Here is a 17795-nt window from a genome sequence, read left to right as displayed (position 1 = left end):
CACCACCCATACGCCCACTGCCCACTGCCTTGATACCTACCGACGCCGCTGCTGCTTGCGAATTCCGTCAGCCGCAGCGTGCAGGCGTCCGATTCTACGCCGTTGACCAAGAGGCTTGCGGCGCAGCGCACCCGCAAACTAGCTGCGTGGGCACAGCCGTGAATCATGCCGCTAAGCCGCACCTTCGAGTGCTGTTTGCGCGGAACAATTGAAAACGTAGTTCGATCGACTCCCCATCGCGCGGCGGGTTACAATTTCGAATTATCATCTTGAAACTCCTTTCATGAAAAGTAGCACATCATGCCTAAATCGTGGCTCTGGTTACCGCTAATTACCCTTGCAATTCCCAATCTTCTGCTGGCGCAGTCGAGCCAAGTTCAAGACGTGGTCACGATGCAGAGTGACATTTTGGGAGGCGAACGCAACTATGCGGTCTACTTACCTCCCGGGTACGATTCGTCCAAACGCTCCTATCCCGTCCTCTATTTGTTGCACGGTAGCGGTGATGATCAGTCCGGCTGGATTCAGTTTGGAGAAGTGCAACATATCGCCGACCAAGCGATCGCTAACGGAACGGCAACTTCGCTGGTGATCATCATGCCGGATGGTGATACAGGGCGCAAAGGCTACTTCAACGACATCCGCGGCGACTGGCGTTACGAGGACTTCTTTTTCGAAGAGCTGATGCCGCACGTTGAGATGAAGTATCGAATCCGACAAGAGAAACGGTATCGCGCAATCGCCGGACTCTCCATGGGCGGCGGAGGCACCCTGATGTACGCACTTCATCATCCCGAACTATTTTCCGCTGCTTGCCCACTCAGCGCCAGCACTGGGCCGTTGACGCTCGAAGACGCTAAACGCCGCTACACGCGTTCCTCACGACGAGGCGACTCAGCTACTGAAAGCCAAGAACCGCTTAGCGATCAACAGATCGAGGACTACTTCCAACAGCACAGCGCTGTGGAACTGGTCAATCAGCTACCCGATGACCAGCGTGAATCGGTCCGCTGGTTTATCGACTGCGGTGATGATGACTTTTTGTATGAAGGGAATTCTATGCTGCATATTGCCATGCGGAAAAAGCAGATTCCTCATGAGTATCGAGTGCGGGAAGGGGCACACAACTGGACCTATTGGCGTCAATCGCTGCCGAACGTCCTGGAGTTCGTCTCTCAGTCGTTCCACCAGCATTGATTATCCCCAATCCTCAGGAACTCACTCAGCGAGTGTGGCTGGATTCAGATAGCGTCCAGTGATACTCGCGGGATTTTGGTGAAGTGTCGCGGGTGGTCCAGCGGCAACAATATTTCCACCCTCGCTGCCCCCCTCGGGGCCAATATCAATCAACCAGTCGCAGGCCTGAATCACATCCAGATTGTGTTCGATCACGATGACCGAGTTGCCGCGTTCGACGAGACCGTTGAGGACGCTCAAGAGTCGTCGAACATCTTCAAAGTGCAAGCCGGTGGTCGGCTCATCCAGAAAATACACAGTCTGCCCTGTCTCGGGGCGTGCGAGCTCGGTTGCTAGTTTGATCCGTTGCGACTCGCCGCCGCTCAGCGTATTGGAACTCTGTCCCAGAGTAAGATATCCCAGTCCGACCTGCTCAAGGCTTCCTAGCAGGCGACTGATTTTGGAGAAGTTCTCGAAGAACCCCAACGCCTCATCGACGCTCATCGCCAGCACATCGGCAATGGACTTATCACGATAACGCACGGCTAGGGTTTGCCGATTGAAACGCAGTCCGTTGCACACCGAGCATGGCACATAGAGATCGGCTAAGAAATTCATTTCGATCTTTTCTTGCCCCTGCCCTTGGCACTGAGCGCAGCGGCCGCTTCCCGAATTGAAGCTAAATCGGCTGAGCGTGAAACCACGTTGCTTGGACTCACGGGTATTCGCCCAGACAGTGCGGATCAAATCAAAGACCCCACAATACGTTGCTGGAGTACTGCGTGGCGAACGTCCGATGGGTGATTGGGTAATCTCCACCAATTTATCAACAGCCTCCGCCCCTCGGAGTTTTCGGAAGGGCCCAGGTTTGGCGAGTGTCGATTGCCCAAGAGCTCGCGACAGCGCGGGGATCAGTGTTTCTCCAAAGAGCGAACTCTTGCCGCTTCCGCTGACCCCAGTAACTCCAACCAACAATCCCAACGGCACTTCCACGGTGACATTTTGGAGATTGTGCAGAGTAGCGGCTTCCAATCGCAACTTGCCCCGCGGAGCTCGAACGGCAGGCTCCCGACTCTCGAACACGGTTCGGTCTCCACGCAGGTAGGCTGCTGTTAGGGAGTCTCGATCTTGCTCGACTTGCAAAGGAGTACCCGCCACGACAATTTCGCCCCCTTGCTTTCCCGCGCCGGGCCCCATATCGACCAAAAAGTCTGCGGTACGCATCATCGATTCGTCATGCTCGACGACCACCACGGTATTGCCTTCTGCTTGCAGACTTCGCAACGATTCAATGAGCCGGTCGTTGTCCCGTTGATGCAAACCAATTGACGGTTCATCCAGGATATAGCAAACCCCCACCAGTCCACTACCAATGCAGGTGGCTAGCCGAACGCGTTGCAATTCGCCGCCGCTGAGCGTGTCCGCGGAACGACCCAACGTCAGATAGTTGACGCCAACTTTCACGAGGAACCGAAAGCGGTGCAGCATCTCATTCAAGATGGGTTGGGCAATTTGCTGCTTGTCCGGCGGAACCTGTAGACCGTCGAGCCATTCCAACCCTTCGCCAATACTCATCGATGTGATATCAAACATCGACTTTCCAGCCAAAAGCACGCTCAGCGCCTCCGGTCTGAGGCGTGCTCCCCCGCAAGCCGGGCAAGCAAGGGCATCCTGATAACCGCTCAACCAACTCTGAGTTTCCGCATCACTGGCGGCGTAGAATTCGTCCAGCACGGATCGCAAGCCGGCTAGATTCCCGCTCCCCTCCATGAACGCCACGCGCTGCCCGGCTTTCACCAACTTCAAGGGCTGGTCCCACTGCCTGCCAGTGGAAACGACCAATTTTTGGAGACGCTTTTTCAGATCGCGTTTGAGCTTCCCCTGAGCATTCTCTAGGATCGCAAATGCACCTGCGGCTGGTGAAACAGACCAATCGCGAACCACCAGCTCTGCATCAAATTGATTGGCGCGTCCCAGACCACTGCACGCCGGACAAGCGCCGTAGGGGCTGTTAAAGCTGAATGTGCGAGGCTCGATCTCTTCGTAACTCGCGCCACATTGAGCGCAGGAATACCGCGTGCTGAACAATTCCTCCTTCCATTGGTCCTCACTGACCTGCGCATCGACCATCGGGGGGGTGATGTACCGAACCGCGACCAGTCCGCCGGCCAGCTTCAAGGCAACTTGCAGCGATTCCAAGATCCTCGTCAGCCCATTCGGCCGGATGACGATCTTATCGACAACCGCTTCGATCGTATGGTTTTTGCGCTGTGACAATTGCGGTGTATCGTCAATCTCGTAGACTTCACCATCGATGCGCACGCGCACGAGCCCCGCTTTCTGGATCGCAGACAAGGCGTCGCGATGCGCCCCCTTTCGGCCGCGCACCACGGGGGCCAGCATTACCAGCTTAGTCCCCTCTTCGAGCTCGAAAAGCTGTTGCGCGATGGCGTCTGGAGACCGCTGCTCAATGGGACTACCACACGTGAAACAATGAGGCGTGCCGACGCGAGCCATGAGCAGGCGCAGGTAATCGTAGATTTCCGTAATGGTAGCGACGGTGCTGCGCGGATTGGCGACACCGACCCGCTGATCGATGCAAAGGGTGGGTTGCAGACCGTCAATTGCATCGACGTCGGCGCGTTGCATTTGATTGAGGAATTGTCGCGCGTAGGTTGAGAGGCTCTCAACATATTGGCGTTGCCCCTCCGCATAGATCGTATCGAATGCCAGCGAGCTCTTACCGCTACCACTGACGCCGGTCAGTACGGTGAGTTGGTTGTGAGGTATCTCAAGAGAAACGTCCTTCAGATTGTGGACCCGGGCTCCTGAAACCTTAAGGGATTTCAACTCTCTCTGGTCGGCTGCCATCTTCTTCGCTGCCATCTTAACACGTGCTCAATTGCCGCCGAGGAGTGTCGATCACGGCGCGGAACTTCCGTGGACCTGTGGATGAATGCTCTAGGCGGGAGTTGCGACAGCTTGCTGCTCGCTCGGTTTGAGCTTGCCTTCGTGCATCAACAGCTTGTATTCCACCGCATCAATTAGGGCGAGCCAACTGGCCTCGATAATATTCTCGCTCACTCCGATGGTGCCCCACATGTGCTTGTGATCCGAGCTTTCGATACTCACTCGAATTCGCGCGGCGGTGCCCGCATCACCGTTCACCACGCGAACTTTGTAATCTAGCAGATGCATCTGTTCTAGTTCGGGGAACACGCCTCCCAAGCATTTCCGCAGGGCAGCGTCCAGAGCATTCACCGGTCCTTGCCCTTCAGCAGCATCGAAAAACTCATGCTCACCAGCTCGAATTTTGATGATTGCTTCAGCGAACGCACAGCCGGTTGAAGCATCGCGATCCCCGGCGACAACACGGTACTTGATCGTCTCAAAATGCGGGGAGAACGTGCCGGCGCAGCGGCGCACGAGCAGGTCAAACGAGGCCTCCGCTGCTTCGTATTGATAACCAAGATTCTCCTGTCGAACCACTTCCGCCAAGATCTTATCCATCAAGGCGCGATCTGAAGCAATATTATGTTTGGATGTAAGAGCGACAATATTGGAACGCCCCGATAGTTCACTCACCAAAATGCGGCGCTCGTTGCCAACCAGAGATGGGTTGAGGTGTTCGTAGGTGTGCGCTGCTTTGTTGACAGCATGCACATGCATTCCGCCCTTGTGGGCAAAGGCACTTTGTCCAACAAACGGCTGGCTATTGCGGAGCTGGAGGTTCGCCGTCTCGTACACATAGCGTGATAGTTCCGTCAGCGGTTCCAGGGAGCGTCCCCCTAAAAGTTCGAAACCGGTCCGCTTGAGTCCCAGATTGGCCATGACAGCGATGAGATCCGCATTGCCACAACGCTCTCCAATGCCATTGATCGTTCCCTGGACTTGTGCACATCCAGCATCGATCGCGGCCAATGAGTTAGCAGTCGCCAAGTCACCGTCGTTATGGCAGTGAATTGCTAATTGCACATCGTATCCCTGCACTGCTTGCAGCGTCGCTTGCACAATGTCAGCGATTTCATTGGGGAGCGAGCCACCATTGGTATCGCACAAGACCAGCCATTTGGCTCCGGCACTGGCTGCGGCCGTTAGCGTCTGCAAGGCATAGCTCGGATTGGCCTTGTAGCCATCAAAAAAATGCTCAGCATCATAGATCATTTCGCAACCGCGCCCGAGAAACTCGATGCTATCGCCAATCATCTCTAAGTTCTCGGGAAGAGAGACACCTAGGATATCGGTGACCTGAAAATCCCAAGACTTCCCCACGATGGTGCAAACCGGCGTCCCAGCCTTGGCCATCGCTTGCATCCCTGGGTCGTCTGCGGCGGCCATGCCCCTCCGCCGCGTCATGCCGAACGCACACACCAGACTCTTTCCCAGGCTAAGCTTCTGCGCTTGTTGAAAAAATGCGACATCCTTCTCATTCGATAGCGGATAGCCCCCTTCGATATAGTCAATACCGATCTCAGCCAAGCGTTCGCAAATATTGAGCTTGTCCTGGAGCGAAAAACTAACGCCCTCACCTTGAGTGCCGTCCCGTAAGGTGGTGTCGTAGATTGCGATAGACCGAACCATCAAGCTATCCTTGGATCTAGCGTGAGCCAATAACAATTAAAGCGTCTAGTAAAAAACCCCTGCAGCGAGTGAGCTCCAGGGGTTATGCGATGTCTGCGTGCGAGTTGATTTTAGGCTATGAAAACTAATGAACGGGCGTCAAAATGTCAACCAGCCCCGACACTTACTTTACCGGGCTCCCCCGCTTGCTGCCCTTAAGAAACGGCCGATTCAATGGAAAGCGAAAGGCCCTTCAGGCGCCGGATTACGCTGAGGAATTTATCTTCATTGAACGGCTTGCGAATATAGCTGCTGACTCCCAACTCCTCACATTGCCGCTGATCCGATCCATCGTCACTGCTCGTCAATACAACAACCGGCAAGTGCATCAACTTGCCGTCGGTGCGCAACTGCCTTAAGAATGAAACTCCATCGGTATCCGGAAGGAATAGATCCAACAGGATGACATCCGGTACAGGAGCCAGGCTGAAGACCCCACGTTTATACAAGAATTCGATCGCCTCAGCACCATCGCGGAACAGGGACAAACGATGATGGATTCCGCAACGACGCAGGGACTCTATCGTTAAACGCGCGTCGAGCAAGCTGTCTTCAACTAGCATCAACTCGAGAGCCTGTCCCGTTTTTTCTGGAGCAACAAGCACCATGAAGTAACCTCAACCTTCTACTCAAATTGTTCGATCGACTTACCAAGACTAGCGTCAATGACACGGGCCTCTAACGCTTCATGAGCTAGAAACGAACTGTCGAAGGCCGCATAGGCCTCCATCAATTCGGCTAAGTCACGCGCGATGGTACCGCGGTATTCCGCTTCCTCGGCTTGTTCACATATCTCTTGTAGTTGCAAATACAGTGCGCCATGCTGTCGTCGCGTGCATTCCGCGTCGCCGGTTGCGTCAGTCCTCAAGACTCTCGCGCCCGTTATGTATCCGTAGGTTTCCTCCAACGAAAATTCAAGAGCCAAGCTATCGCGAAGATGTTCGAGGCTGAGGACGAATTTTCTGCAAGAATCTCCCGTTTCATTGGTCTCTACCAACTCACGCAATTCGTGCAAGGTAGCCCACAACTCATAATTCGAATCCTTAACCTCTTGCAGAAAAGCTGCGTTGACAATCGTCGTCTGCTTACTGGAAGACAAAGTCGACATGGGAGGCTCCTTGAAGGTAGAGTGGCTTACATCAACCCCGTGCAGGTAGATAAGAAGAGAAAAGTGCACCGATGAGCATCAATGGAGGTGGCTCAATTGTAGTTGATTCCCCCCTGGCATGCTACACCTCGCAGAAACTCACCTCCCAGCAGACCGCTGCCGCGACCTCAAGCCCCCCCCTTTCAGCGGACACAGGCGAAATAGCCGTCAGCACTCGCCTCACTGTGCCGCCCTGCCTGGATCCCTTGCTGTACGATGCTCCACTTTCCGCCACTAGGCTTCATTCCTCAGGTTTTCGCCTAACTTCCCCTCCTCAAACGCAATGAGATGCAACTCGGTAACACGAAGTAGGCTGAAGCAATCGGGCGGGGGCAACTTGAGACGGCCGGCTTTGCAGCTCGATATCGGGAAGTTCGCGTCCTGCCCCACCCCGGCGTCCACTTAAATCAGCCGGTTATTCAACGTCCCGCAGTCTGAACGGCTCGATAAAGCTTGATAAATTGAGAGCAATTTCGCTGTGAACGATGAGAGCGTGCCATGAATTCGCGAGTCGCGGCGTCCAACCTCGCTTGCTCATGCAGCGGATTGCTATTTCGACAAGCCGTGAAGCGGCGTCTGGAACAGTTGATTCATCCATGATTGAATCCTCACTGCATCTTCAGACTGCATCCGGCAGCAGACGCCCCACGTAGCCAGGTCAGGTTCCAAGAGGGGGCTCGAACGCGCCCAGCATGCTGGCAAGCTGGCAGCTTCCGCTCCTCAACCAACTTGCTTATCGTACTCGTTGCCCGCAGCAAAAATACACTCCCTTAAATCTTTCAGGTCACAAGGCTTGCTGACCATCATGTAGATTCCCGCCTCATTGAACGCCTGAATGGCGATGCTGCTGTCACGACTGGCGGTCAACAGCATATAGATCGTCGCGGGTGCTACCTGGCGAGCTTGTTTGATGAATTCAACTCCGCTGATCCCGGACATGTTCATGTCGCTAACCACAACGTCGAAGCTCTGCGTGTCCAGTACCTCGAGTGCGGCTTCTCCAGAGCTTGCTAAGACAAGTTGTAAGTCAGAGGCGAGGTAGAGTTCCACTGCCCGAAGAAAGTGGCGATCATCATCGACTATCAAGACTCGACGGAGCGAAGTCTGTTCTGCTGGAACCATGAAACTCTTGCTTCTCGTAAACTACTTTGGGCGCATTAGGTAAGACAGGGTGTTTCCGTAGCAGCGTAGCTCACTACAGCAGCAAAAGGACTCGGCAGGCTTAACAGCTCTGGCTTAGGGGTATAATCTACAACCTTCGGTGGCAGGAGAACAGTCCATTAGCATGAACATCAACCCCACCACTCACGGACACCACCCACCCCTCCAGAAGCAATTGACAATTCTCGCGGGGGGATCCCTCGCCGCATGTCCCCGGTTTTGCCCGGTTCAATCTGGTTGCAGGTGTTAGGCCGCGGCTTCCTCAGCGTCCAAGCTTCACGACATCACCTCAATAGCCGGACCACAGCGATCAAGAATTGTGGAGTTAGGACCGTATCCAGTCCTAACCGTCAGGCAGCCCGCCTAACCGTCAACCGGCACGGCAGTGCTCGCCCGCCCCTAGATTGTTCACCACAAATTGCTCACCACGGATTCCTGCTTTTTGACGAGCCAATTTTTGAACAAGCCGAAGAAGACGCCGGGCGACGGTCGAGCTCTGCACGCAGGGTCATCCCTCGGTCAAATGCACTTATGTACCAAAGTTATGGCGGCGTTTTGGCGGCTGCCGTTAGAGAGCGCCGTACCGCGAGCATTCTGTCTACCTCCTCGCCAGCGATGAAGCCGGAGCGCGACCCCGCGTTCGCGGATGGACTCAAACCACCGCTGGATTGAAAGGTAGCGTCATCCTCAGACGGACCGCTCCGCCAGGCTATACGGGATGTTGAAATGGTAACCCGCTGCGTGCGCGAGCCGCAGAGCTCGCGAACTTAGTCGCCTGCCGACAAAAGTCAGCAGGCAATAAACGGTGAGGCAATCAGAAATGACTGCCAAATCCTACCTGAGCTGGTCCGTACTGGTTCAGAACTTGTTCCCCGAACTTCAGAAATGGAGGTAAGCAGCTAGTGTCAGAATAAATATGACAGCGAAGGAGCCAAGGAACAAGACTTGGGGAGGAATCACGATTCGGCCCAGGCGGAGTGCCAGCCACCACGCTTCGGTGAAGCATGACGATCGCTCGAATCGATCGTCGGGCGACAGCATGTACGGCTAGCTGTCGTTCAAACGTCACGGTGCTTGGTGGTTTCACCTCGAGAAAATGGTTCGCGACTTGACCGGTGAGGTCCCAACTCGTCCAAGCAACATAGGCTTGGAAAGCCAACGTATAAGCTTCCAGTGAAAGCCGAGGCCACGCGAGAGGAACAAGACGTAGGACGCACGACGCTCCATCCAGTCCGATTGATGTCTTGCCGGTAAACCGGGGACTGCCCAGGGGTGACCCTAGGCGGTTCAAGGGATCGAAGCAGATCCGAAGTAGCTGGGTATATCAGCGAAAGGAAAAACCTAACTTAGATCATCTCCAACGCTACGATAGATGCCGCAAGCTAGTCCGCGAGTGAGAGCCTCACCAAATGAGGTAGCTGAGCCCTGCTGCTCAGACAACGAGCAAGCGACTAAGAAACGACGGCCAGTGATCCAACGCCAAAGATGACAGTTCATTCAAGAGAGGATGGCCTCATGGCCAAAAAGCAGAAAGTTCACTCGCTCACCGGACGCATTGACGACCGAATGATGCGGGAGGCATTCAAAGCTGTCAAGCGGAACCGTGGAGCTGCTGGCATCGACAAGGTTAGCATTGCCATGTTCGAGGAAAACCTCGATGACAATCTAGCCGCTCTGATGAAAGACTTAAAGACGAGAGGTACCTTCGTCTCTAAGCCCCTGCGTCGGAAGTGGATCGCCAAAGATGCTTCACAAACAAAGTTTCGTCCGCTTGGTATTCCGGCTGTCCGGGATCGGATCGCACAAGAGGTCGTTCGGCGACTTCTCGAACCGATCTTCGAGCCACTGTTTCACGATAGCTCCTTCGGGTTTCGTCCAAAGCGAGGATGCCACCAAGCAATCCGGAAAGTGTTGGAACATCATCAAGCAGGATACAACATCGTTCTCGATGCTGACATCTCCGGCTTCTTCGATAACATCCCGCACAAACTGATTGTTCAGGCAGTCGCAGCGGAGGTAGCCGACGGCAATATCCTTGACTTAATCGAACGATTTCTCGCAGCCGGTGTCATGGAGAATGGAGTCTTCAGCCCCACCACGATCGGCACCCCACAAGGCGGTGTCATCAGCCCGCTGCTGGCAAATATTGTGCTTAACAAGCTCGATTGGCAACTCGAACAAGCCGGATACCGCTTCGTGCGATATGCGGACGACTTCGTGGTTACCTGCCAGAACAAGGCTGAGGCTACAGCAGCACTGACGCTGGTTCAATCCATAATGACAGAACTTGGGCTCTCATTGAGTCCTGAGAAAACGAAGATCACAAGCTACGGGAAAGGTTATGACTTCCTGGGGTTTCGACTCTCTCGGCTGTCGCGAACGATGCGAACCAAGTCAGTGGAGAAATTCAAGACCAAGGTCCAGGAGATAACCCGACGCCACCATAACCTGAACGGTACCGCGATCGAGAAACTGAACCAAGTCATTCGAGGAACGGCGAACTACTTCGCCACGGAATTCTCAACATGTGTCTTTCTGTTTCAGCAGCTAGACAAGTGGATTCGAATGCGAGTCCGCTGCATGAAATTCAAACGGAAAAGTGTTAACGACAACTACCGAATGAAGAAACGAGTTTTTCTAAAACGGCTTGGGCTCCTGGAACTGCTTAGCTTTACTGCAACAACCATGGGACGCTCATGAATCGAACTCCTCTACCGCGACCAACTCCAGAATGGAGGCCGGGTTACACCGCAGAGGCAATGAGAAGGGGGGCGCCCGTTGCGAGAAAGACGCACGACGGTAAATATGGGGAAACGCCCCCATCGCGACAACGGGGAGGTGGTGGCTGGCAATCGTGCCAGCCTCCGCCTTACCCACTGAGTAAGGAAAGACAACCTCCGCTACAAGGCAATTAAGGATGCTACCTCCGCATTACAATTCAAATTGCGATTAAATCAACAGCCCGTATAGGGCCGGCAATCGCCCCCCGAAATCTATCACGGCCCATCCCCCCTACTCCGACCTCTCGGCCAGCATTCAAGGTGGCAAAGCACCGAAATCTGCGTTGACCGCTGCACATTGAGGTCCAGGATCGAATCGCTCGATCGCGAAAGTTGGTCTCGCCAACTTTCTGAGAACGCAGCCTGCGCGTCTGGCGAACAAGCGGCTGGCGTGCGATCACTCAAGCCGCAGTGCTTCCGCCAGTATCTCTCCGAATTTGAACGATTGGCATGCCCTTTGCCTTGTCTACCCAGACCATCTCAACGGCTGAGCCTCGACGCGATCTGGAAGTTGCGGTTCGGTCACCATCTACCTCATTTCACGGAGAAACAAATCCATGAGATTCAATTTGTACAGTGCAGTAGTCCTTGGAGCAGCCACCGCGACGTGCTCCGCATCCTTCGCACAGCAGCCGCTTTCCTCTCCTAGCAATCCAGCAAGGGTAATAGGAAATTCGCAATCGGGACTCGAGGCCAGTGTACCGAATCCCAGCCCAGCTCCGGTGGCTACACAATCCCTTGAATCGCGATCGAGTTCCTCTGCTCAGCTCAATGGCAACAGCAACGGGACCGCAAGCGTCAATACTCAAGACAGTGTCTCCACTCAAGCGGGCTCGGCAAACGCGACAACTAGTGGCCAATTGAGGGCGGAGGCGGATACACAGGGTCTGGGGAACCGCAACAATTTAAACACTGCGGCAGAATCCAGTCTGCAGTCGCCGAACAATGCTGCGGCTAACGCGAACGTTCAGCAATCGAACAACGCGGCAGCTGCCAACAACCTCAACGGGCGAACCCAAGCATCTGCAAACGCGGCACTCTCCCCCAGCAACCCACCATCGAGCGATTCAAACGCGAATGCCCTCTCCGGGAGCAATGCACCGACGGGCAACAGTTCCACTGGATGGTCGCAGAGGCCCATGAGCACCCCATCAAACATGGGATCGCAAAGCGGCTCCGCTTACCGCAACGGTCCAGTATACCGCTTGCAGCATGACGCGTACGGACGTGAATTCATATGCGTAGCCGGCTGCCGCGTTTACTTCGATGCGCAAGTTAACGAGGGTACCGCTCCGCAAGCCGCCACTCCGCAATCATCAGGAATGGCTGGAGATCACCGCGCCGCATACGGAAGCTATCCACAAAACAACTTAGATACTTCTGACCAATCCAACGCTGGCTCTTCCGCCACTTCCGTAGTCGACGAGAAACGTGGCGCCGCGCAGGCCCCAGCAGAGAATGCGGCCCGTTCCGACGTCCAAGCAGAAGCGGCTCAGCGGAATCAGCAGGCAGATGAAAGCGATGCAGCGCTGAACAACAAGGTGCAAGGCGAAGCTCAGGTAGATGGTTCTGCGTCGGAAGGCAGTGCATCATCTCGAGCAAATCTCGAATCCTCCACGCAGGGTTCGTCGTCGACTCAGGCTACGACTGCCGAAGGCGCTGTTGAGGCCGCCGTGGAAGCTCCCGTGCTCAACGGACAGACTCTGCCTCAGGAATAAGATCTGCGTAAGATAAGATTGCGTTGCCCTGCGAGCCACATTTCTCACCGCTCCAGAAGCCTGTTCACCTACGCACGAACAGGCTTCTGGCAATTGCGAACCCAGGATACTCGCATGCAGTCCTGGCAGATCGCGGCCCTCCGTGGCAGGGCTCGTTGATCTGCTTGCATTCTCAACCCCAAGGCAGAAACCGCACTCTGAATCGAATAGTAGCGACATTGCATCCGGCCTTGCTCATGCAGCGTGTGGCGATTGCGGACTGTCGTTGTGCAGAGGGTTGTTTTAAGGTGAAGCTAGATCTCAGCTTGGAGGTGGCGTCCGCAATTGTCCTTTAGCGGCAGCCACCTGTCCTTGCTTACGCGGCGGGTTGCGATTGCGGACAGTTGTTGTGCGGAGGGCTGCAATACCGGTAAAACGTGTGGCGGCAGGTTGCGTCAGCTCGCCCCATTCCGGTTTGCGGGTTCGAGACCAGGACAACTGTCCCCGGTCTTTTATAGACCTGCACTTTGTCTCTTCCCCCCCTCTCTCTCGATTCGTCGCGGCGAGGTGGGAATACGGGATGAGTCTCTGAAAAGATTTCTTGGAGCAGCGGGCTTGATTGTCCTCCTGGACAGGTGACAATGTCCTGTCCACTTTTCTGGACAGATCACCAGACATCCTCCGCCACTTCCCGCATCGTCGATGCTCCAGCCCGAGATAAACCTATGAAATCTGCAGCCGTCGTAAATTACGCACCTGAAAAAGGATGCGTGGAGATTCGAGAAGTGGACCGCCCGACCATTGGTGCGGATGACGTGTTGCTCAAGGTGGCCAACGTAGGCGTTTGCGGTAGCGATCTTCATCAATGGACGGCCGATCACTCGTGGCCGGTCAACTATCCGGTTGTGCTTGGGCACGAGTTCGGCGGGCACATTGCGGAAGTCGGAGCCAACGTGCAGGGATGGCAGGAAGGGGACCGTGTCGTTAGCGAAACGGCAGCGATCATTGATCCCCAAAGTCCAATGTCGCGACGTGGCCTTTACAACCTTGACCCGACCCGCAAGGGATTCGGTTATGGGGTCAATGGAGCGATGACCGAGTTCGTGTGCGTCCCGTCGCGGATTTTGCATGCCGTGCCGGATCGCTTGGCAATGGAACACGCCTGCCTCACCGAACCCTGCTGCGTGGCGTACAACGCCGTTGTTCGCAATGCGCGGATCGAACCCGGGGATCGCGTCGTCGTGTTGGGGCCTGGCACCATTGGTATCCTGTGCGCAGCGATGGCCCGACTGTGTGGGGCAGAAGTGGCTTTAGTCGGGCTGGAGAGCGATCGCCATCGCTTGGAAATTGCCAAGCAATACGGTTGCGAAGCCATTGTTGGAGATGTAAAGCCCTGGGCGTTGGAGCGAGATGGACTGGGATGTGACGGTGTTATCGATGCCGCCGGTGCCAGCGTCACCTTGCAAATTGCTATGGATGTAGTCCGCCCGGCTGGCTGGATCAGCAAAGTCGGCTGGGGCCCGCAACCACTCGGTTTTAACCTAGACCCCTTGGTGCAAAAGAACGTCAAGCTCCAGGGAAGCTTCAGTCACAATTGGCCTATTTGGGAACGCGTCATCGCCATGCTTTCTTCGGGCCAGTTGGATGTCCAACCCATCATCGGGGGAGTTTGGCCCATCGCCGAGTGGCATACGGCGTTCGAGAAAATGCATCGAGGCGAAGTAGTGAAGTCGGTACTCAAGCCCAGCTAGGCTTTACCTGAACTATCCCACTAGACACCCTGCTGCATCGCGCAACCGGCATTCATGGCTGGGCGGACTGCAACGCCTCTGTCCCCAGCCAGCCGGGCACCTTAGAAGTTAGGTGTTGGCGGCCGATAATGGCTGAGGTCAATGGACTTGAACCAGTCAATCGTACTCTTAAGCCCCTCACGCAAGGTGATGGTGGGTTGCCAGTTCAGCTTCGCTTTGGCGAGGGAGATATCGGGTTTACGGCGGGTGGGATCATCAGCAGGCAGAGGCTTGTGAATAAGTTTTACCTTCGCCCCTGTCAGTTCAATCACCAGCTCCGCGAGTTCTCGAATCGTAAACTCCCCTGGATTGCCGATGTTTACGGGACCGATGAAATTATCTTCGCAATTCATCATGCGAAAAACCCCCTCGACCAAATCATCCCGATAGCAAAATGAGCGCGTCTGTTGCCCATCTCCGAAGAGCGTGATGTCGTTTCCAGTTAAGGCTTGACGAATAAAGTTCGAAACGACGCGTCCGTCGTAGGGGTGCATGCGAGGGCCGAATGTGTTGAAGATTCGGATGATGCGAATATCAACTTTGTTCATTCGGTGATAATCCATGAAGAGTGTTTCGGCAGCCCGCTTTCCCTCGTCGTAGCAAGCGCGTGGACCGATCGGATTGACATTGCCCCGATAATCTTCCGTTTGTGGGTGGACTTCCGGATCACCATAGACCTCAGACGTGCTGGCGAGCAGGATCCGAGCGCCACACCGCTTGGCAAGCCCCAGCATATTGATCGAGCCTACCACACTGGTCTTAATCGTCTTGATGGGATTGAATTGGTAATGCCCCGGAGCTGCAGGGCAGGCCATGTGATAGACCTCATCCACTTCTAAAAAGATAGGCAGTGTGATGTCATGCCGAATCAACTCGAAATTGGGTGCGCCCAGGAGATGAACCACGTTCGATTTCTGACTGGTGAAGAAATTGTCAAGACAAATTACATCATGCCCATCAGCGACGAGGCGTTCGCACATGTGCGAGCCTAGAAAGCCCGCACCGCCAGTCACCAAAATCCGTTTGATCGTCGCCATGTATTCATTTCTGCTTGAAGGGGAAGAGCAATTCTAAATGGGAGCGCGGCCATGACGAGTGGCGACTCCACGGGAGTTATTCTAGGGCCGATGCATTTCTATTGCCATCCATATCGCACTGCCCGCTGCTATGGTGTTGCCCGCGAGTCACCGCCCGGCCCGTGTTGCACACGGGACTTGCTTATGTCAAGTGGGCGATGCCGCCGACCGATTCGACAAAACCTACAGCCTGCGCAGGCCATCTTCGCGCAATGGGCAGGGAATATCCACGTCGATGGCGTCGATCCGTGCCAGAGTTTCTTGGTCGAGGATTAAGTCGACCGCTTGCAGAGACTCTTCGAGCTGCGTTACGGAGGTAGCGCCAATAATGGTTGACGCAACGAAGTCGTGCTGACGACTCCAAGCAACGGCCAAGGCCACGAGCGAGACCCCAATATCCTCAGCGATGGTAGCCAGTCGGCGGGTAGTTTCGATCGACCTTTCGTTCACGAAACGCATGGCCATCGACTTTTGCCGTTCGCCACCGCTGCGGAGGTACTCGGTAAACCGTCCTCCCTCGGGCAAGCTATTGTTATACTTGCCGCTCAAGACGCCACCGCCCAGGGGTGAATAGGGGAGCAAGCTAACCTTCTCTCTACGACAAACCTGCGCCAATTCACTCTCACAGCGGCGATTGATCAGGCTGAAGTTATTTTGAACGGTATCGTAGCGGCGGGTGCCATGTTGCTCGGCAGCCCACAGGCTCTTCATCAACCCCCAGCTGGTTTCATTGCTGCATCCGATCGCGCGCACTTTTCCCTCATCCACCAGTCTGGACAACGCGTCGAGCGTGTCCTCATACCGCATCTGATGATCGGGCCAATGCGTTTGGTACAAGTCGATGTAGTCGGTTTGCAATCGCCGTAGACTATCTTCGACCGCACAGCGGATGTGCCTTGCATCCAAGGCGGTCCGCCCACCCCGCACTGGTGGAGCAAACCAGCCATGTCCCGCGCCGGTAACCTTGGTCGCAATCAAGAGATGCTCGCGTTGTTTTCCCTGCAACCACTTACCCACAATCTCTTCGGTACGACCGACGGTTTCTTCTAAGGGCGGGACTGGGTAGATTTCGGCCGCGTCATAAAAGTCGATACCAGCGTCATGTGCGCGGTCGAGTATTTGCATCGAAAGCATCTCATCGCACTGACTTCCGAAAGTCATGGTGCCCATACAAATATCGGTAACGGAAAGTCCGCTTTCGCCTAGTCGTCTGCGCTGCATAGAATTTTTCTTCACTACGAAATATTGGAAACATAAAGCGTATACTGAATGGAATGTGCTGCGAATTGCCGCAACTTAAAAAATGCCATTTGTCGTCATGTTGTGCAACCACCGGCAACATGCTTTAATGCGAATTCAACGCTCAAGCACTGAGTCCTCATCAACGACTGGAGTTGATTTAGGCTACGGGCGTTGCCCCTTGTCATTGCTCGCAAGAGTCGTCTCATCATGAACGCCCCGGCGATGCACTGTTTTACAGATTCGTCCACTCTGCTTCATCCCTGAATCACACATGCTGGAACTGTACAACCAGATCGAAGATGCTTGTCGTTTTATCCGCAAGCAATGGGATCGACAGCCACACGCTGGCATTATCCTGGGAACTGGCTTGGGGCCATTGGTCGAACAAATCGAAGTGGAGGCTTCCATTGAATACGAAGCCATTCCTCACTTCCCCAAATCCACAGCGACTAGCCACCGTGGACGGCTGGTGTGCGGCAACCTTTGCGGGTTGCCCATTATGGCCATGGAAGGCCGTTTTCATATGTACGAGGGTTATCCACTCAAGCAGATAACGCTGCCGGTACGAGTGATGAAAGCGATGGGGGCGGAGCTGCTGATCGTCTCCAATGCATCTGGCGGAATGAATCCCTATTTTCAATCCGGCGATATCGTCGTGATCGAAGATCACATCAATCTGATGGGAGACAATCCGCTCATTGGCATCAATGATGATCGGTTGGGCCCTCGCTTCCCAGACATGTGTCAGCCTTACGATGCTCAATTGATCGACGAGACACTTGCCATCGCACGACGCGAGAACATCATTGCCCACAAGGGAGTGTTTGTAGCGGTTGCTGGCCCTAATCTCGAGACTCGCGCGGAGTACCGTTTCCTGAGAGCTGTCGGCGCGGACTTGGTGGGCATGTCGACCGTCCCCGAAGTCGTGGTGGCCGTCCACTGTGGACTCCGCACCGTAGGGCTTTCCGTCGTCACGGACATGTGCCTGCCCGACGCGCTCGAACCGGCCGATGTTTCCAAGATCATTGCCACCGCTGGCGCGGCTGAGCCCAAACTCAGAACACTTGTGACCGGAATTCTTCAGTACGAAGCGGCCAGACAGTAAG

12 protein-coding genes are annotated in these 17795 nt (G+C 54.9%); 5 read left to right on the top strand and 7 right to left on the bottom strand.

The window, feature by feature from the left end:
- Nucleotides 1-300: 300 nt before the first annotated feature.
- Nucleotides 301-1197, top strand: a complete 897-nt coding sequence (locus Q31a_RS14110; protein ID WP_145078848.1) for an alpha/beta hydrolase — start codon at nucleotides 301-303, stop codon at nucleotides 1195-1197.
- A gap of 21 nt (nucleotides 1198-1218) precedes the next feature.
- On the opposite strand, the gene uvrA is transcribed toward Q31a_RS14110, so the two are convergent.
- The 5 genes from uvrA to Q31a_RS14085 all read right to left on the bottom strand — a co-directional run bounded on the left by uvrA (nucleotide 1219) and on the right by Q31a_RS14085 (nucleotide 8065).
- A complete protein-coding gene (gene uvrA, locus Q31a_RS14105) occupies nucleotides 1219-4062 on the bottom strand; it encodes an excinuclease ABC subunit UvrA (protein WP_231691198.1) in 2844 nt (947 codons plus the stop codon).
- 75 nt (nucleotides 4063-4137) lie between these two features.
- Complete coding sequence (cimA, locus tag Q31a_RS14100; RefSeq protein WP_145078845.1) at nucleotides 4138-5757, bottom strand: citramalate synthase; 1620 nt, start codon at nucleotides 5755-5757, stop codon at nucleotides 4138-4140.
- 194 nt (nucleotides 5758-5951) lie between these two features.
- A complete protein-coding gene (locus Q31a_RS14095) occupies nucleotides 5952-6404 on the bottom strand; it encodes a response regulator (protein WP_145078842.1) in 453 nt (150 codons plus the stop codon).
- 17 nt (nucleotides 6405-6421) lie between these two features.
- Nucleotides 6422-6904, bottom strand: a complete 483-nt coding sequence (locus Q31a_RS14090; RefSeq protein WP_145078839.1) for a hypothetical protein — start codon at nucleotides 6902-6904, stop codon at nucleotides 6422-6424.
- A 759-nt stretch (nucleotides 6905-7663) separates the two neighbouring features.
- Nucleotides 7664-8065 carry a response regulator gene (locus tag Q31a_RS14085; RefSeq protein WP_145078836.1) on the bottom strand — a complete coding sequence of 134 codons (402 nt, stop codon included), beginning with the start codon at nucleotides 8063-8065 and terminating at the stop codon, nucleotides 7664-7666.
- A gap of 1554 nt (nucleotides 8066-9619) precedes the next feature.
- Here Q31a_RS14085 and ltrA point away from each other — a divergent pair.
- The 3 genes from ltrA to Q31a_RS14070 all read left to right on the top strand — a co-directional run bounded on the left by ltrA (nucleotide 9620) and on the right by Q31a_RS14070 (nucleotide 14332).
- Complete coding sequence (ltrA, locus tag Q31a_RS14080) at nucleotides 9620-10804, top strand: group II intron reverse transcriptase/maturase (RefSeq protein ID WP_197355549.1); 1185 nt, start codon at nucleotides 9620-9622, stop codon at nucleotides 10802-10804.
- A 637-nt stretch (nucleotides 10805-11441) separates the two neighbouring features.
- The gene (locus tag Q31a_RS14075) at nucleotides 11442-12602 is read left to right on the top strand and encodes a hypothetical protein (RefSeq protein ID WP_145078830.1); all 1161 of its coding nucleotides are present in this window, start codon (nucleotides 11442-11444) and stop codon (nucleotides 12600-12602) included.
- Nucleotides 12603-13222: 620 nt separating this feature from the next.
- Entirely contained in the window at nucleotides 13223-14332 is a 1110-nt protein-coding gene (locus tag Q31a_RS14070) for a zinc-binding dehydrogenase (protein ID WP_231691197.1), read from the top strand.
- Between the two features lie 101 nt (nucleotides 14333-14433).
- On the opposite strand, the gene Q31a_RS14065 is transcribed toward Q31a_RS14070, so the two are convergent.
- Entirely contained in the window at nucleotides 14434-15408 is a 975-nt protein-coding gene (locus Q31a_RS14065; RefSeq protein WP_145078825.1) for a UDP-glucuronic acid decarboxylase family protein, read from the bottom strand.
- Nucleotides 15409-15630: 222 nt separating this feature from the next.
- Entirely contained in the window at nucleotides 15631-16668 is a 1038-nt protein-coding gene (locus Q31a_RS14060) for an aldo/keto reductase (RefSeq protein WP_145078822.1), read from the bottom strand.
- 292 nt (nucleotides 16669-16960) lie between these two features.
- Between Q31a_RS14060 and Q31a_RS14055 the strand changes: the two genes are divergently transcribed.
- The gene (locus Q31a_RS14055) at nucleotides 16961-17794 is read left to right on the top strand and encodes a purine-nucleoside phosphorylase (RefSeq protein ID WP_145078819.1); all 834 of its coding nucleotides are present in this window, start codon (nucleotides 16961-16963) and stop codon (nucleotides 17792-17794) included.
- The last annotated feature ends 1 nt before the right edge of the window (nucleotide 17795 follow it).

It is taken from the genome of Aureliella helgolandensis (assembly GCF_007752135.1).
In the GTDB taxonomy this organism is placed as follows: Bacteria; Planctomycetota; Planctomycetia; order Pirellulales; family Pirellulaceae; genus Aureliella; species Aureliella helgolandensis.
This window is presented reverse-complemented; position numbering and strand designations above follow the sequence as displayed.

Bases quoted from the DNA above. Each gene is read 5' to 3' on its own strand.
- Q31a_RS14110 (WP_145078848.1), top strand. From the start codon at position 301: ATGCCTAAATCGTGGCTCTGGTTACCGCTAATTACCCTTGCAATTCCC.
- uvrA (WP_231691198.1), bottom strand. From the start codon at position 4,062: ATGGCAGCGAAGAAGATGGCAGCCGACCAGAGAGAGTTGAAATCCCTT.
- cimA (WP_145078845.1), bottom strand. From the start codon at position 5,757: ATGGTTCGGTCTATCGCAATCTACGACACCACCTTACGGGACGGCACT.
- Q31a_RS14095 (WP_145078842.1), bottom strand. From the start codon at position 6,404: ATGGTGCTTGTTGCTCCAGAAAAAACGGGACAGGCTCTCGAGTTGATG.
- Q31a_RS14090 (WP_145078839.1), bottom strand. From the start codon at position 6,904: ATGTCGACTTTGTCTTCCAGTAAGCAGACGACGATTGTCAACGCAGCT.
- Q31a_RS14085 (WP_145078836.1), bottom strand. From the start codon at position 8,065: ATGGTTCCAGCAGAACAGACTTCGCTCCGTCGAGTCTTGATAGTCGAT.
- ltrA (WP_197355549.1), top strand. From the start codon at position 9,620: ATGGCCAAAAAGCAGAAAGTTCACTCGCTCACCGGACGCATTGACGAC.
- Q31a_RS14075 (WP_145078830.1), top strand. From the start codon at position 11,442: ATGAGATTCAATTTGTACAGTGCAGTAGTCCTTGGAGCAGCCACCGCG.
- Q31a_RS14070 (WP_231691197.1), top strand. From the start codon at position 13,223: ATGTCCTGTCCACTTTTCTGGACAGATCACCAGACATCCTCCGCCACT.
- Q31a_RS14065 (WP_145078825.1), bottom strand. From the start codon at position 15,408: ATGGCGACGATCAAACGGATTTTGGTGACTGGCGGTGCGGGCTTTCTA.
- Q31a_RS14060 (WP_145078822.1), bottom strand. From the start codon at position 16,668: ATGCAGCGCAGACGACTAGGCGAAAGCGGACTTTCCGTTACCGATATT.
- Q31a_RS14055 (WP_145078819.1), top strand. From the start codon at position 16,961: ATGCTGGAACTGTACAACCAGATCGAAGATGCTTGTCGTTTTATCCGC.